Source organism: Pseudomonas reactans, from assembly GCF_013385825.1.
GTDB classification, from domain to species: domain Bacteria; phylum Pseudomonadota; class Gammaproteobacteria; order Pseudomonadales; family Pseudomonadaceae; genus Aquipseudomonas; species Aquipseudomonas reactans.
The window spans coordinates 402949-417852 of the sequence record NZ_JACAPG010000008.1; the positions used below are offsets into that span (position 1 = coordinate 402949).

Annotated in this window: 17 protein-coding genes; 8 read left to right on the top strand and 9 right to left on the bottom strand. The window is 59.3% G+C overall.

Annotated features, from left to right (window positions below; translation table 11 throughout):
* The first annotated feature begins 10 nt into the window (after positions 1 to 10).
* The 4 genes from HX868_RS10145 to HX868_RS10160 are packed head-to-tail and all read left to right on the top strand — an operon-like array spanning position 11 to position 3194.
* A complete protein-coding gene (locus tag HX868_RS10145; RefSeq protein ID WP_177002740.1) occupies positions 11 to 604 on the top strand; it encodes an aminodeoxychorismate/anthranilate synthase component II in 594 nt (197 codons plus the stop codon).
* 9 nt (positions 605 to 613) lie between these two features.
* Positions 614 to 1663 (top strand): anthranilate phosphoribosyltransferase, encoded by a 1050-nt coding sequence (gene trpD / locus HX868_RS10150; protein ID WP_010206948.1) that lies wholly within the window; start codon positions 614 to 616, stop codon positions 1661 to 1663.
* Positions 1660 to 2496: an indole-3-glycerol phosphate synthase TrpC gene (gene trpC, locus HX868_RS10155; protein ID WP_177002741.1), complete on the top strand. Its 837-nt coding sequence runs from the start codon at positions 1660 to 1662 to the stop codon at positions 2494 to 2496. The genes trpD and trpC overlap by 4 nt, the downstream gene beginning before the upstream one ends.
* Positions 2497 to 2498: 2 nt before the next feature.
* The gene (locus HX868_RS10160) at positions 2499 to 3194 is read left to right on the top strand and encodes a lipoate--protein ligase family protein (protein WP_177002766.1); all 696 of its coding nucleotides are present in this window, start codon (positions 2499 to 2501) and stop codon (positions 3192 to 3194) included.
* Here the strand turns inward: HX868_RS10160 and crp are convergent.
* Positions 3191 to 3835 carry a cAMP-activated global transcriptional regulator CRP gene (gene crp / locus HX868_RS10165; protein ID WP_033898139.1) on the bottom strand — a complete coding sequence of 215 codons (645 nt, stop codon included), beginning with the start codon at positions 3833 to 3835 and terminating at the stop codon, positions 3191 to 3193. The genes HX868_RS10160 and crp overlap by 4 nt on opposite strands.
* A gap of 247 nt (positions 3836 to 4082) precedes the next feature.
* Here crp and HX868_RS10170 point away from each other — a divergent pair, with 247 nt between their 5' ends.
* Positions 4083 to 4505, top strand: a complete 423-nt coding sequence (locus tag HX868_RS10170; protein ID WP_005792019.1) for an OsmC family protein — start codon at positions 4083 to 4085, stop codon at positions 4503 to 4505.
* A gap of 123 nt (positions 4506 to 4628) precedes the next feature.
* Here the strand turns inward: HX868_RS10170 and coq7 are convergent, their stop codons facing one another.
* The 6 genes from coq7 to hemJ all read right to left on the bottom strand — a co-directional run bounded on the left by coq7 (position 4629) and on the right by hemJ (position 9073).
* Positions 4629 to 5276, bottom strand: coding sequence for a 2-polyprenyl-3-methyl-6-methoxy-1,4-benzoquinone monooxygenase (coq7, locus tag HX868_RS10175; protein WP_015886151.1), 648 nt, complete (start codon positions 5274 to 5276; stop codon positions 4629 to 4631).
* A gap of 117 nt (positions 5277 to 5393) precedes the next feature.
* Positions 5394 to 5732: a histidine triad nucleotide-binding protein gene (locus tag HX868_RS10180; protein ID WP_010206940.1), complete on the bottom strand. Its 339-nt coding sequence runs from the start codon at positions 5730 to 5732 to the stop codon at positions 5394 to 5396.
* A 46-nt stretch (positions 5733 to 5778) separates the two neighbouring features.
* Positions 5779 to 6567, bottom strand: a complete 789-nt coding sequence (locus HX868_RS10185) for an SDR family NAD(P)-dependent oxidoreductase (RefSeq protein WP_177002742.1) — start codon at positions 6565 to 6567, stop codon at positions 5779 to 5781.
* Between the two features lie 64 nt (positions 6568 to 6631).
* On the bottom strand, positions 6632 to 7588 hold the full coding sequence (locus tag HX868_RS10190) for a DUF805 domain-containing protein (protein ID WP_177002743.1): 957 nt from the start codon (positions 7586 to 7588) through the stop codon (positions 6632 to 6634).
* Positions 7589 to 7657: 69 nt separating this feature from the next.
* Complete coding sequence (locus HX868_RS10195; RefSeq protein WP_025857066.1) at positions 7658 to 8620, bottom strand: NAD(P)H-dependent flavin oxidoreductase; 963 nt, start codon at positions 8618 to 8620, stop codon at positions 7658 to 7660.
* 24 nt (positions 8621 to 8644) lie between these two features.
* A complete protein-coding gene (gene hemJ / locus HX868_RS10200; protein WP_028618141.1) occupies positions 8645 to 9073 on the bottom strand; it encodes a protoporphyrinogen oxidase HemJ in 429 nt (142 codons plus the stop codon).
* Positions 9074 to 9208: 135 nt separating this feature from the next.
* Here hemJ and argC point away from each other — a divergent pair, with 135 nt between their 5' ends.
* Positions 9209 to 10243 (top strand): N-acetyl-gamma-glutamyl-phosphate reductase, encoded by a 1035-nt coding sequence (gene argC, locus HX868_RS10205; protein WP_177002744.1) that lies wholly within the window; start codon positions 9209 to 9211, stop codon positions 10241 to 10243.
* Between the two features lie 164 nt (positions 10244 to 10407).
* Positions 10408 to 10758 carry an iron-sulfur cluster insertion protein ErpA gene (gene erpA / locus HX868_RS10210; RefSeq protein WP_003176443.1) on the top strand — a complete coding sequence of 117 codons (351 nt, stop codon included), beginning with the start codon at positions 10408 to 10410 and terminating at the stop codon, positions 10756 to 10758.
* Between the two features lie 67 nt (positions 10759 to 10825).
* Here the strand turns inward: erpA and HX868_RS10215 are convergent, their stop codons facing one another.
* Together HX868_RS10215 and HX868_RS10220 are read right to left on the bottom strand one after the other, a co-directional pair.
* Positions 10826 to 11917 carry an anhydro-N-acetylmuramic acid kinase gene (locus HX868_RS10215; RefSeq protein WP_177002745.1) on the bottom strand — a complete coding sequence of 364 codons (1092 nt, stop codon included), beginning with the start codon at positions 11915 to 11917 and terminating at the stop codon, positions 10826 to 10828.
* A 3-nt stretch (positions 11918 to 11920) separates the two neighbouring features.
* Positions 11921 to 13339, bottom strand: a complete 1419-nt coding sequence (locus tag HX868_RS10220; protein WP_177002746.1) for a peptidoglycan DD-metalloendopeptidase family protein — start codon at positions 13337 to 13339, stop codon at positions 11921 to 11923.
* A gap of 208 nt (positions 13340 to 13547) precedes the next feature.
* On the opposite strand from HX868_RS10220, the gene tyrS reads away from it, so the two are divergent.
* A complete protein-coding gene (tyrS, locus tag HX868_RS10225) occupies positions 13548 to 14747 on the top strand; it encodes a tyrosine--tRNA ligase (RefSeq protein ID WP_177002747.1) in 1200 nt (399 codons plus the stop codon).
* The last annotated feature ends 157 nt before the right edge of the window (positions 14748 to 14904 follow it).

The window sequence follows — 14904 nt, forward strand, 5'->3', positions numbered from 1 at the left end:
GGTTTCCCCCATGTTGCTGATGATTGATAACTACGACTCCTTTACCTACAACGTTGTGCAGTACCTGGGCGAGCTGGGTGCCGAGGTCAAGGTGGTGCGCAACGATGAGCTGACCGTGGCCGAGATTGCTGCCCTGAACCCGGAGCGCATCGTGGTTTCGCCAGGCCCGTGCACGCCGAGCGAGGCGGGCATCTCCCTGGAGGCGATCCAGTATTTCGCCGGCAAGTTGCCGATCCTGGGCGTGTGCCTGGGCCATCAGTCCATCGGCCAGGCCTTTGGCGGTGACGTGGTGCGCGCGCGCCAGGTGATGCACGGCAAGACCAGCCCGGTGTTCCATAATGATGTGGGCGTGTTTCACGGGTTGAACCTGCCGGTGACGGTAACTCGCTATCACTCGCTGGTGGTCAAGCGCGAAACCCTGCCGGAATGCCTGGAGCTGACCGCCTGGACCCAACTTGAAGACGGCTCGGTCGATGAAATCATGGGCTTGCGCCACAAGACACTGAATGTCGAAGGGGTGCAATTCCACCCTGAGTCGATCCTGACCGAGCAGGGCTACGAGCTGTTCGCCAACTTTCTCAAGCAGAGCGGCGGCACGCGCTAAGGACTTTCCATGGATATCAAGACTGCCCTGAGCCGTATCGTCGGCCACCTGGACCTGAGCACCGCTGAAATGAGCGATGTGATGCGCGAAATCATGACCGGTCAATGCACCGACGCGCAGATTGGCGCGTTCATGATGGCTATGCGCATGAAGAGCGAAAGCATCGACGAGATTGTCGGCGCCGTGTCGGTGATGCGCGAGCTGGCGGACAAAGTCGAACTCAAGACTCTCGACGGCGTAGTGGATGTGGTCGGCACCGGCGGTGACGGCGCGAACATCTTCAACGTGTCGACGGCTTCTTCGTTTGTGGTCGCGGCGGCGGGTTGCACCGTGGCCAAGCACGGTAACCGCGCAGTGTCCGGCAAGAGCGGCAGCGCCGACCTGCTGGAGGCGGCCGGGATCTACCTGAACCTGACGCCGGTACAAGTGGCGCGCTGCATCGACAGCGTCGGCATCGGCTTCATGTTTGCCCAATCCCATCATGGTGCGATGAAGCACGCCGCTGGCCCGCGCAAGGACCTCGGCCTGCGCACCTTGTTCAACATGCTCGGCCCGCTTACGAATCCGGCCGGTGTGAAGCATCAGGTGGTCGGTGTGTTCAGCCAGGCGCTATGCCGGCCATTGGCCGAAGTACTGCAACGCCTGGGCAGCAAGCATGTGTTGGTGGTGCATTCCAAGGACGGCCTGGACGAGTTCAGCCTGGCGGCGCCGACTTTCGTGGCAGAGCTGAAAAATGACCAGGTCACCGAGTATTGGGTCGAGCCGGAAGACCTGGGCATGAAGAGCCAGAGCCTGCACGGCCTGGCGGTGGAAAGCCCGGCGGCCTCCCTGGAGTTGATTCGCGATGCCCTGGGGCGTCGCAAGACCGAGAACGGTCAAAAAGCTGCCGAGATGATAGTGTTGAATGCGGGTGCTGCGCTGTATGCGGCGGACCACGCCTACAGTCTTAAAGAAGGTGTCGCCTTGGCCCACGATGCGCTGCACACCGGTCTGGCTCGCGAGAAGCTCGAAGAGCTGGGAGCATTCACCGCGGTATTCAAGATGGAGAATGAAGGATGAGTGTGCCGACCGTTCTGGAAAAGATCCTGGCCCGCAAGGCTGAAGAAGTGGCTGAGCGCCGTGCCCGCGTGAGCCTGGACGAGTTGGAAGCCCAGGCGAAGATCGCCGATGCGCCGCGTGGCTTTGCCAATGCGCTGATCGCCCAGGCCAAGCTCAAGCAGCCCGCCGTCATTGCTGAAATCAAGAAAGCTTCGCCGAGCAAGGGCGTGATTCGTGAGATCTTCATTCCTGAAGAGATTGCCAAGAGCTATGAGAAGGGCGGGGCGACCTGCCTGTCCGTACTGACCGATATCGACTACTTCCAGGGTTCCGACCTGTTCCTGCAGCAGGCCCGCGCCGCGTGCAAGTTACCGGTGATCCGCAAGGATTTCATGGTCGACCCGTATCAGATTGTCGAAGCCCGTGCCTTGGGCGCCGACTGTGTGCTGCTGATCGTCTCCGCCCTGGATGACGTGAAGATGGCCGAGCTGGCGGCCGTGGCCAAAAGCGTTGGGCTGGATGTGCTGGTGGAAGTGCACGACGGTGACGAACTGGAACGCGCCCTGAAAACCCTCGACACACCGCTGGTAGGGGTCAACAACCGTAACCTGCACACCTTTGAAGTCAGCCTGGAAAACACCCTCGACCTGCTGCCGCGCATCCCGCGCGACCGTTTGGTGATTACCGAGAGTGGCATCGTCAACCGTGCCGATGTGGAGCTGATGGAGATCAGTGGCGTGTATTCGTTCCTGGTGGGCGAGACTTTCATGCGTGCCGAGAACCCGGGAGCTGAGTTGCAGCGCCTGTTCTTCCCGGAGCGTGGTGTGGCGGTCAGCGGTTCGACACTGGATTGATGCTGATGCAGCCGGTGGCGATGACCGTCGAAGCAGGGCTTGCCGCCGAGCAAGACCTGCTGGCGGCTGTTTGCGCGGGTGAGCGGGAATATGGATTGCTGTTCTGGCAACCCAGCGACCAAGCCTTGGTCATGCCGCGTCGTTTGAGCCGCTTGCCGGCGTTTGAGACCGCCAGCCAGGTTTCCGCGGATGCCGGGTGGCCGGTATTGTTGCGTGAAACCGGTGGAGAACCGGTGCCGCAGTCGAATGCGACGGTCAACATCGCCTTGGTCTATGCTCCGCCGCGCAGTGAAGGCGATCAGAACCGTATCGAAACCGGTTATTTGCGTTTATGCCAACCTATCTGCGACTTGCTGATCGAGTTGGGAGGCGATGCGTCCGTCGGTGAAATCGACGGTGCGTTTTGCGACGGTCGCTACAACGTCAACCTTAACGGCCGCAAAATGGTCGGCACGGCCCAGCGCTGGCGACAAAGTGGTGGTCGCCCGGTGGGCTTGGTGCACGGTGCGCTGTTGCTGGAAAACGATCGCGAAGAGCTGATCGCGGCGGTCAATCGCTTCAATGAAGCTTGCGGCCTCGACCAGCGGGTGCGTGCCGACAGCCATATTGCCCTGCACGAAGCCTTCCCCGCGCCGGATGCGATCAGCCGGCTGGACGCCCTGTACCGCAAAATGCTGGCCAGCTTCCTAGCGGTTTAGCGGGTGCCGAACACCACCATCGTCTTGCCTTTGACGTGCACCAGGTTGCGCTCTTCCAGGTCCTTGAGCACGCGACCGACCATCTCCCGCGAACAGCCGACAATGCGCCCGATTTCCTGGCGCGTGACCTTGATCTGCATGCCGTCGGGGTGCGTCATGGCGTCGGGTTGCTTGCACAGGTCCAGCAGGCAGCGGGCGACTCGGCCGGTGACGTCAAAGAATGCCAGGTCGCCGACCTTGCGCGTGGTGTCGCGCAGACGCTGGGCAATCTGGCCGCTCAGGGCGTACAGAATGTCAGGATCGTGCTGGGACAACTCGCGGAACTTGGCGTAGCTGATCTCGGCCACTTCGCATTCGACCTTGGCGCGCACCCAGGCGCTGCGCTCCTGTTCCTTGCCAGCTTGTTCGAACAGCCCCAACTCCCCAAAGAAATCCCCGGTGTTCAGGTAGGCGATGATCATTTCGCGGCCGTCTTCATCCTCGATCAGGATGGTGACCGAGCCTTTGATGATGAAGAACAGGGTTTCGGAGCGTTCGCCGGCGCAGATGATGTTGTGCTTGGCCGGGTAGCGGCGGCGCTGGCAATGCATCAACAGTTTGTCGAGATTCTTGATCTTGGGTATGGGAGTAAGGGCAACCATGGTTGTATCCCGAAAAGACTGCGCTAGATAGTTTGAGTTGTTGTATTCATCGGGTATCGGCACTGATACGCGCTGTATAAAGGGTGGCATTACGCCATCGATTTGGCGTCAGCTTAACAGACACATTCTGACTCGATTAGCCAATTTTCCGCGCAAAGCCTGCTATTGATCGCTTTTGTTGCAAACGCTGACGCAGGCGGGCCCTGTGCTAAGCTGGCGACCCTTTTTTAGCAGTGGAGTCTGGGCGATGAAGGCACGCATCCAATGGGCGGGCGAAGCCATGTTCCTCGGTGAGTCGGGCAGTGGCCATGTGGTGGTCATGGACGGCCCGCCGGAAGCCGGTGGCCGTAACCTGGGCGTACGCCCGATGGAAATGCTCCTGCTGGGCGTAGGCGGTTGCAGCAATTTCGACGTGGTCAGCATCCTGAAAAAGTCCCGCCAGGCCGTGGAAAGCTGCGAAGCCTTCCTAGAAGCCGAGCGTGCCACTGAAGACCCCAAGGTATTCACCAAGATCCACATGCATTTCGTGGTGAAGGGCCGGGCGCTGAAAGAAGCCCAGGTCAAACGGGCTATCGAGCTGTCAGCCGAGAAGTATTGCTCGGCGTCGATCATGCTCGGTGCGGCCGGTGTGGCCATCACCCATGATTACGAAATCATCGAGTTGGGTTGATTGATCGAGGACTAATGTAGGAGCGAGCTTGCTCGCGAAAAACTTCAACGATTACGCGGGCATCCAGAATGTCCGAGTCGCCTGGGGGTTTCGCGAGCAAGCTCGTTCCTACAGGGTGAAGCTTTAGATTCGGTAGGTGCTTTTGGTCATGACTTTGGCCAAGAGACTCATGCCGAACCGCACCGGCGCGGGGAAGCGGAAACCGCCTGCATCCAACGCGCTCTCCGCGTGGTGTTCTTCATCGATGCGCATCTGCTCAAGAATCGCGCGGGACTTTTCGTCCTCGGCTGGCAATTGTTCCAGATGCTCATCCAAGTGTTTGCACACTTGGTGTTCAGTCGCCGCGACAAAACCCAGGCTGACCTTGTCACTGATCAAGCCGGCCGCTGCGCCAATTCCGAACGACAAACCATAGAACAGTGGGTTCAGCACGCTCGGGTGACTGCCCAGTTGGCGAATGCGTTGCTCGCACCAGGCCAGGTGGTCGATTTCTTCCTCGGCGGCATGTTCCATGGCGGCACGGACCTGCGGCAGCTTGGCGGTCAGGGCCTGGCCCTGGTACAGCGCCTGGGCGCAGACTTCACCGGTATGGTTGATGCGCATCAGGCCGGCAACGTGGCGGGTCTCGGTCTCGCTCATCTGGGCGTCGGGCTGCACAATCGCGGGCGAAGGGCGGTACGGCTGACCACTGAACGGCAGCAGCGTGCGCATGGCCATGTCGGCTTGCAGCAACAGACGGTCAATCGGCGAGTAGTGACGTTGGGTAGTCATGCTGACCTCCGGGAAGAATCTCGGCGGCCAGTTTACCGCAAGAGAGGGGGAAGCGTTTGCGCTGAGTCAAGGGCATGGGGTCGCAGCCTGGGGCCGCGACCTTAGATGAAGGGCTGATCAGCCCGGCGGCCAGTTCATCTGGCGCTGACCCAGCACATGCATATGGATGTGATAGACGGTCTGCCCACCTTTCGGGTTGCAGTTCATCACTACCCGGAAACCTTCTTCACAGCCTTGTTCTACGGCCAGACGCTGGGCGGTGAACAGAATATGACCGGCCAGGGCTTTATCTTCTTCGGTCAGGTCATTGAGGGTCGGGATGTGTTTCTTGGGAATGACCAGGAAATGCACAGGTGCCGCCGGATGGATGTCCTTGAACGCCAGGACTTGATCATCTTCGTAGATGATATCCGCGGGTATTTCTCTGTTGATGATCTTGGTGAACAGAGTATCCACAGCTGTTTCTCCATTATGAATGTGCAGGGTGAGTGTACTCAGCCAATCAACGTGGGCAATAGGCCTTGTTGATGGCGCCGGCGATCTTGCGGGTCAGCCAGCGAGGGCTGAAACGCGGGCTGAAGGCGAGCCAGCGGTTGCGTCGGCCGGGAATGATGATGGCTTTGTTCTTTTCCAGTGCGCGTACGGTGTAGAGCGCCACTTCTTCGGGGCTCATCAGTTGCTGGCTGCGGTCGAGCTTGGCGGTGTCCATTTGCGCGGTACCGAAGAATGCGGTGCGTGTCGGGCCAGGGCAAAGGACCGAGACCTTGATGCCGCAGGTTTTCAGTTCTTCGCGCAGGCCTTCGGAGAAATGCAGCACATAGGCCTTGCTGGCGTAATAGGTGCTCATCCACGGGCCAGGCTGGAACGCTGCGATTGAAGCCACATTGAGAATCTGCCCACCACCGTGCAGCGCCATGGTGTTGCCAAGCGCATGGCACATACGGGTCAGGGCGAGGATGTTGACCTCCATGAGGTCTTGTTCGGTCATCCAGTCCTGGGCCAGGAATGGCCCGCTGGTGCCAATACCGGCGCAGTTCACCAGCAGGTCGATCTGCCGCTCGCCTTCTTCAAGCTCCAGTAGGAACCCGGACAAGCGCAACGGCTCGCCCAGGTCGCAGGCCCGGAACAGCACCTCGACGCCAAAGCGTTGGGTCAATTCGATTGCAATGCTTTCCAACTGATCACGCTGGCGGGCCACCAGAATCAAGCTGCGGCCGCGACGGGCCAGGGCTTCGGCCATGGCAAGGCCAATGCCGCTGGAGGCGCCGGTGATCAGAGCGTAACGGGTCATGCCTTTCTCCATCGCAACGCCGACGCGCCTGTGACAAAGGCATCACAGGCCGGGGGGCGTTTCTTCACTGTTCTGGAGAGTCTACAGGTTCGCCCGCTTCGTCAGCACTCTGCGCTTCGTCTTCTTCGACGGTGGCGGCTTGGTCGGCATCTTCATCGGAGGTGATGGAGCTGCTTTCGTAGCCGCTGTCCATGTTGGCTTCGAGCTGGTTCAGGTAACCGTTCATGCCCAGGGTCACCACAATGGCAAGCATGACAGGGATAAACGCCAGCCACAGGGTGGCCAGGACTTTTACCGCCGTGGAGTTGCGTGGTGGTGGCGCGCCATACTGGTTGGCGCCTGCATTGCCCGGCAATACCAGCAGCAGGATCGGGAAGACGCTGTTCACCAGCGGCACCAGGTTGAGGAAGTACAGCCAGCCCGACCAACCCAGGTCGTGCAGGCGCTGCACACCGATTTGTACACTGACCCAGACCAGCGCAACAAACAGCGCAAGGCCCAGCAGTACGCCAAGGATGGTCCCCGCCGTTGGCGAAGCGGTGGCAACGGCAAAGCTGACGGTGCTGATGATGCCGCCGGCAACCAGCAGTGTGAGGGTCAACACCAGGGTCCAGGCGAGATAACGCAGACGACCGATGCGCCCGTGGATAGTGAACACCTTGAGGGTGGCGTATTCCGGCAGGTCATCACCCACGGCGGAGCGCGGTGGCGCATACGGTGAGGCCGCAGGGCGCGAGAAACTGCCAGAGTCTGTCTCGTGAGTTTCAGCCAGGCTGAAGGCCACAGGCTGTTCGGGCTCAATGCGAGCATCGACCCCGGCGTTTTTCAGTGCGGTGAGGTAGGTTTCCGCATCCGGGCGTGACAGGTCGCGTTTGAGTGCGACCGGACGACCGGTGAAGAGCTTCTCGATGGCTTCGACGTCGCTCTTGAACAGCTCAGCCAGGTTCAGCTTGGCCGTGGTGCTTTCGACACCCGGGAGCAAGGCTCCATCAAACACAATCTTGAAACGGTTGTCGCTCATGCGGGCTTCCTTGTCACTTGATTCAGGGAGGTGGTGCAGGCCGGCTCAAGCAGCAGGCCTTGCAGTGGGTCAGCGCGGCCAGCGCAATTGAGCTGCCTGTTCACGGGCCTTGCGGTATTCGGCATCCAGACGGGCGACCAGTTCATCGACGCTGGGCAAATCATCAATCTCACCGACACCTTGGCCGGCGGACCATACAGTCTTCCATGCCTTGGCCTCGTCGCTCAACGGCTTGAGTTTGGAACCGAAGTTGACTTCGCCTTTGCCTTGCAAGGCGGCGAGGTCGAAACCGGCGTTTTCCAGGCTCTGGCGCATAAAGCTGGCGGGCACGCCGGAGACAGCGGGAGTGTGCACGATGTCGGCTGCGCGCGATGTGAGCAGCATCTCTTTATAAGCATCCGGGGCGTGGCTTTCGGTGGTGCCGATAAAACGTGTGCCGAAGTAGGCCAGGTCTGCGCCGAGCAACTGGGCGGCGAGGATCTCGTGCCCGTGGTTGAGGCAGCCGGCCAGCAGCAAGGTTTTGTCGAAGAACTGGCGTATCTCGGCAATCAGCGAGAACGGACTCCAGGTGCCAGCGTGGCCACCCGCGCCGGCCGCCACGGCGATCAGGCCATCTACGCCGGCTTCGGCCGCCTTCTCGGCATGACGTCGGGTGGTGACGTCATGGAACACCAGGCCACCGTAGCTGTGTACGGCGTCTACCAACTCCTTCACGGCGCCCAGGCTGGTGATGACGATCGGCACTTTGTGCTCGACGCAGATCGCCAGATCCGCCTCGAGCCGTGGGTTGCTGTTGTGCACGATCAGGTTGACGGCGTAAGGCGCGGGGTTGTCCAACTGGGCCAGGCCCGCTTCGATTTCCTCCAGCCAGGCCTTGAACCCGCTGCTTTCGCGTTGGTTGAGCGCCGGGAAACTCCCGACCACCCCATTGCGGCAGCACGCCAGGACCAGTTGCGGGTTGGAAATCAGGAACATCGGTGCCGCCACGACAGGCAGGCGCAGACGTTGTTCAAGCAGAGCGGGCAGTGACATTGGAGGTACCCCGAGTAATTGAAGTTAGAACGGTTTGACCACAACCAAAATTACGATAGCCAGCAATATCAGAACGGGCACTTCATTGAACCAGCGATAAAAGACATGGCTGCGGGTATTTTCGCCACGCGCAAAACGTTTTACCTGTGCGCCGCACATGTGGTGGTAGCCAATAAGCAGTACGACCAGCGTCAGCTTGGCGTGAATCCAACCGCCCGAGTGAAAGATGCTCGGGTTCAGGTAAATCAGCCAACCGCCGAAGATCAGCGCGGCAACCATTGCCGGCCCCATGATGCCGCGGTACAGCTTGCGCTCCATGACGCTGAAACGTTCCTTGCTGACAGTGTCATCGCTCTGCGCGTGGTAAACGAACAAGCGCGGCAGGTAAAACAGCCCGGCAAACCAGCAGACAATGCTGACGATATGAAAGGCTTTGACCCATAGATAAAGCATTTTTAGTTATTCCCAGGTTCACGGTAGCCGAGATAGTAGTGGCTCATGCGCCCGTACGTCACGTTGACGGTTGTCGCAGGACGATACGGCCCCTATTATCGACGGCTTTCCAGTGGGTTCGTTGAGGGCAGGTTTATGGTCAAGGTCGGTATCGTCGGCGGCACGGGTTACACCGGTGTCGAATTGCTGCGTCTGTTGGCACAGCATCCGCAAGCTGAGGTGGTGGTCATCACTTCCCGATCCGAGGCCGGGCTGGCCGTGGCCGATATGTACCCGAACCTGCGAGGCCACTACGACGGCCTGGCGTTCAGCGTTCCGGACATCAAGACCCTGGGCGCCTGCGACGTGGTGTTCTTCGCCACCCCGCACGGCGTTGCCCACGCATTGGCCGGTGAGCTGCTTGCTGCGGGCACCAAGGTGATCGATCTGTCGGCGGACTTCCGTCTGCAGGACGCTGACGAGTGGGCCAAGTGGTACGGCCAGCCACACGGCGCCCCGGAGCTGTTGGAAGAGGCGGTGTACGGCCTGCCGGAAGTCAATCGTGAGCAGATCAAGCAAGCGCGCCTGATCGCGGTGCCGGGTTGCTATCCGACCGCCACTCAATTGGGGTTCCTGCCTTTGCTGGAAGCCGGGCTGGCAGATGCTTCGCGTTTGATCGCTGACTGCAAGTCAGGCGTCAGTGGCGCCGGTCGCGGTGCGGCGGTCGGTTCGCTGTACTCCGAGACGTCGGAAAGCATGAAGGCCTATGCGGTGAAAGGTCACCGTCACTTGCCGGAAATCCGCCAGGGCTTGCGTCGTGCGGCGGGTAAAGATGTGGGTCTGACATTCGTGCCTCATCTGACGCCGATGATTCGCGGCATTCACTCCACACTGTATGCCACTGTGGATGACCGTTCGGTAGACCTGCAGGCGCTGTTCGAAAAACGTTATGCCAACGAACCGTTCGTCGACGTGATGCCTGCTGGCAGCCACCCGGAGACCCGCAGCGTACGCGGCGCTAACGTGTGCCGTATTGCCGTGCACCGTCCGCAGGATGGCGACTTGGTGGTGGTGTTGTCGGTGATCGATAACCTGGTCAAGGGCGCGTCTGGCCAGGCTGTGCAGAACATGAACATCCTGTTTGGCCTGGATGAGAAGCTCGGCTTGTCCCACGCGGGCATGCTGCCTTAAGGCTTCCTGGCTGTTAAGCAAAAGGCCCGTTGATCGGGCCTTTTGTGTTTTTAAGGGCGGCAGCGCAGATTGATATACCGTAACAATAGTTGACCGCTTTTCTAGGAGAAGCGGATAATGCCGCCATTACGCATATGGCGGCGGTACGCCGGGAGATTATCAGCATGAGCGTTGAATCCTTCACCCCCACGGCTTTGCAATTCACCCACGGTGCTGCGCACAAGGTGAAGAGCCTGGTCGATGAAGAGGGTAATGATCGCTTGAAGCTGCGCGTATTCGTTACGGGCGGCGGTTGTTCAGGGTTTCAGTACGGTTTTACCTTCGATGAAGATGTGGCCGATGATGACACCATCGTTGAGCGCGAGGGCGTGAGCCTGGTCGTGGATCCGATGAGCTTCCAATACCTTGCAGGTGCCGAGGTGGATTACCAGGAAGGTCTGGAAGGTTCGCGTTTCGTGATCAAGAACCCTAACGCCACCACGACCTGTGGTTGCGGGTCTTCGTTCTCGATCTGATCTGTAGCGCATACAAAAACGCCGCTTGGCTGTGATAGGCCAAGCGGCGTTTTGCTGTCCGGCTATTTTAGGCGGGGTAGATCGCGCCCAGTACTCGAAGCCCGCGTGCGCCGGTGACGCTCGGGCGGTTGGCGGCAATGCCTTCAAGGCAGCAATGCGCCAGCCAGGCGAAGGCCATGGCTTCGACCCAGTCGGGATCCACCCCGTAGGTAGCGGTGCTGCTGACGTGGGCTGACGGAAGCAGGGTGGCCAGACGGTTCATCAGCGTGGCGTTGTGAGCTCCGCCGCCACATACCAGCAATGTTTCTGTCTGGGATTGGGCCGACTGTAGAGACTCAACGATCGTCAGGGCGGTCAACTCAAGCAGCGTTGCCTGCACATTCTGAGGCTCAAATGCAGGCAAGCGGCCAAGGTGTTGGCGCAGCCATTCCAGGTTGAATACTTCGCGCCCAGTGCTCTTGGGGCCTTTGGTCACGAAGAAGGGGTCGCTGAGCAGGGCGTTGAGCAACTGGGGCTCGACCTTGCCGCTGGCTGCCCACTGACCATCGCGATCAAAGTGTTCGCCGCGTTGTTGGTGAATCCACGCATCCAGTAGGACGTTGCCCGGGCCGCAGTCGAAGCCGGCGACAGGTTTGCCAGTCTCGATCAGGCTGAGGTTGCTGAAACCTCCGACATTCAATACGGCACGGTTACCCGTGCGCTCGCCAAACAACGCTTCGTGGAAGGCGGGCACCAGCGGGGCGCCCTGGCCACCGGCGGCCACATCGCGGCTGCGGAAATCGCTGACCACGGTGATGTTTGTCAGCTCGGTGAGCAAGGCCGGATTACCGATTTGTACGGTAAAGCCTCGGGCGGGCTCATGGCGGATGGTCTGGCCATGGCTACCAATCGCACGAATGTCCTGCGGCTTGAGGTTTTGCTGGTCGAGTAGAGCGTGAATGCCTTGTGCGGCGAGGTTCACCCAGTTCTGCTGGGCGATGGCTGAGCGGGCAATTTCATCCGGCCCACTGGCGCACAAAGCGAGCAGCTCGGTGCGCAGGGTATCTGGCATTGGGATGTAGTGCGTGGCGATCAACTTGATCGCCGGGTCTTGCTCGATCAAGGCAATGTCCAGGCCGTCGAGGCTGGTCCCGGACATCACGCCTATATAGAGCGGCATACCTTAACGCTTCGCCGAAGCCAGCAGGGTGGAGCGCTCTTGATCCATGCGCGCCATCAACGGCTGGCTTTGTTGCATGAAGCGGGCGCGCTCGGCCTTGGCGATCGGGTCGGCCATCGGCAGCTTCTGGCCCAGAGGGTCGACGTGCACGCCATTGACCTGGAACTCATAGTGCAAGTGCGGGCCGGTGGACAGGCCGGTAGTACCGATATAGCCGATCACCTGGCCTTGCTTCACAGTACCGCCTGTTTGCACGCCCTTGGCGAAGCCTTGCATGTGGCCGTACAGAGTACGGTAGGTATTGCCGTGCTGGATGATCACGGTATTACCGTAACCGCCGCGACGACCGGCCAGCAATACCTTGCCGTCGCCGGCAGCCTTGATTGGCGTGCCACGCGGTGCCGCATAGTCCACACCTTTATGGGCGCGGATTTTGTTCAGAATTGGATGCTTGCGACCCATGGAGAAACGCGAGCTAATACGAGCGAAGTCCACCGGGGTACGGATGAAGGCCTTGCGCATGCTATTGCCGTCGGCGGTGTAGTAGCTGCTGTTGCCTTGTTTGTTGGTGTAACGCACGGCGGTGTAGGTCTTGCCGCGGTTGGTGAAGCGCGCGGAGAGGATATTGCCAGTGCCGACGACCTTACCGTTGGCGACTTTCTGCTCGTAGATCACGTCGAATTCGTCGCCTTGACGGATGTCCTGAGCGAAGTCGATGTCGTAGCCAAACACGCTGGCCATGTCCATGGTCATGCTGTGGGACAGGCCGGCGCGGGCTGCGGATTGTGACAGCGAGCTGTTGATGACGCCGTGTACGTAGGCGGAGCGCATCACGGGTTTGGTGGTGATGCGGTTGAAGGCAAAGCCCTTGGCGCCTTTGGTCAGGGTGATGCTTTCAAGGTCGCTGACATTGCTATGCAGGTTGTGCAGTTGGCCGTCAGGCGTCAGTTCGAACTCAAGTTTCTGGCCGCGTTTGAGCTGGGTGAATTGCTTGGCTTGCTTGTCGCTGGCCAGTACTTCATTGACGGCGGCAGCGGGGAGGCCGACTTTCTCAAACAGGGTCGACAATGTGTCGCCCTTGGCCACGATCACTTCGCGATGTTGTGGGTTTTTGGCGGCGTCGGCGACCGGTGCAGACGCCTCTTGGGCGGCTTGCTGGGTATCTTCAGGGCTGTTTTCTATCTGGGCGAACGGCGATTCGGTCGCTGCATTTGTGGCTTGTTGCGCGTCGGAAGCGTCTTGATCTTGTGTCAGTTGTTCAACGGGACTTTCCAGGTCAAGGCTCAGGGATGTTCGTTTGGCTTCTACGTCACTGGAAGGGAATACCAGGAGTGCCAGGCTGAGAAGGGCGGCGATACCACTTGCGGCGAGCAGGTGGGTCTTCGGGTAAAGCGGCGGCGCTTTAGACGGTTCAGTGGTCATAGGTAATTTGACTTTGAAGATGAAATGGAAAAGATGAATGACATGATGAAGATGAAATAACTGTATAAAATATAACCAAATCATCTGTGGCGCAAGCTCGCGAACGCTGGGCTTGCTGAACGGTGTCCGTTCGCAGGGCAAAACTTGTAATTAGTCCCTGATCTTGTATGGTTGGTTCCCTTTTGAATCTGAGCCTTGCGGGTCTGTTATGAAGTCGGTTGAAGAGCAGCTAGCGCTGATAAAACGTGGTGCGGAAGAACTGTTGGTTGAAGCTGAGCTGATCGAAAAGCTCAAGCGTGGCCAGCCCCTGCGTATTAAGGCTGGCTTTGATCCGACCGCGCCGGATCTGCACCTGGGTCATACCGTGCTTATTAATAAGCTGCGCCAGTTCCAGGAGTTGGGGCATCAGGTCATCTTCCTTATCGGTGACTTCACCGGAATGATCGGTGATCCGAGTGGCAAGAGCGCCACGCGTCCGCCGCTGACCCGTGAGCAGGTACTCGATAATGCCGAGACCTACAAGACCCAGGTGTTCAAGATTCTCGATCCGGCCAAGACCGAAGTGGCATTCAACTCCACTTGGATGGATCAGATGGGGCCGGCGGACTTCATTCGTCTGACCTCTCAGTACACCGTTGCGCGGATGCTTGAGCGTGATGACTTCGACAAGCGCTACTCCACCAATCAGCCGATCGCCATTCATGAGTTCCTCTATCCGCTGGTTCAGGGCTATGACTCGGTAGCCTTGCGTGCGGACGTTGAGCTGGGTGGCACCGACCAGAAATTCAACCTGTTGATGGGGCGTGAACTGCAGCGTGCGTATGGGCAGGAAGCTCAATGCATTCTGACCATGCCTTTGCTCGAAGGGTTGGATGGCGTCAAGAAGATGTCCAAGTCCTTGGGCAACTATGTCGGCATCCAGGAAGCGCCGGGTGTGATGTACGGCAAGCTGGTCTCCATTCCGGATGCGCTGATGTGGCGTTACTTCGAGTTGTTGAGCTTCCGCTCGATGGATGAGATCAATGCGTTGCGTGCTGATGTAGAGGCGGGCGCCAATCCGCGTGACGTGAAGATCAAGCTGGCTGAAGAGATTGTTGCGCGTTTCCATGGTGAAGAGGCTGCTGCCAATGCTCACCGTGCCGCGGGTAATCGCATGAAGGATGGCGAGCTGCCGGATGATCTGCCGGAAATTGAGCTGTCTGCTGCCGAGGCGATGCCGATCGCGGCTGTCCTTAATAAGGCGGGTCTGGTTAAGAACTCAGCCGTTGCGCGTGACCTTCTGGGTTCCGGTGGTGTGCGTATAGATGGTGGGGTTGTGGATCGCACCTTTATATACAAGCTAGGCGCTACCCACGTTTGCCAGGCTGGCAAGAAGGCATTTGCGCGTATTACGCTCAAATCCGAATAAGTCTGAAATTAGGTGTTGACGGCGAATTATAACTGTCTATAATTCGCCCCACTTCCGGCGCAGTCGAAACGGAAAACTCCTTGGTAAACAATGGGTTATGTATGTTTCGGCAGCAAGTTGCTTCAGTTCATCGAGGCCAAAAGGAAGTTGAAAAAGA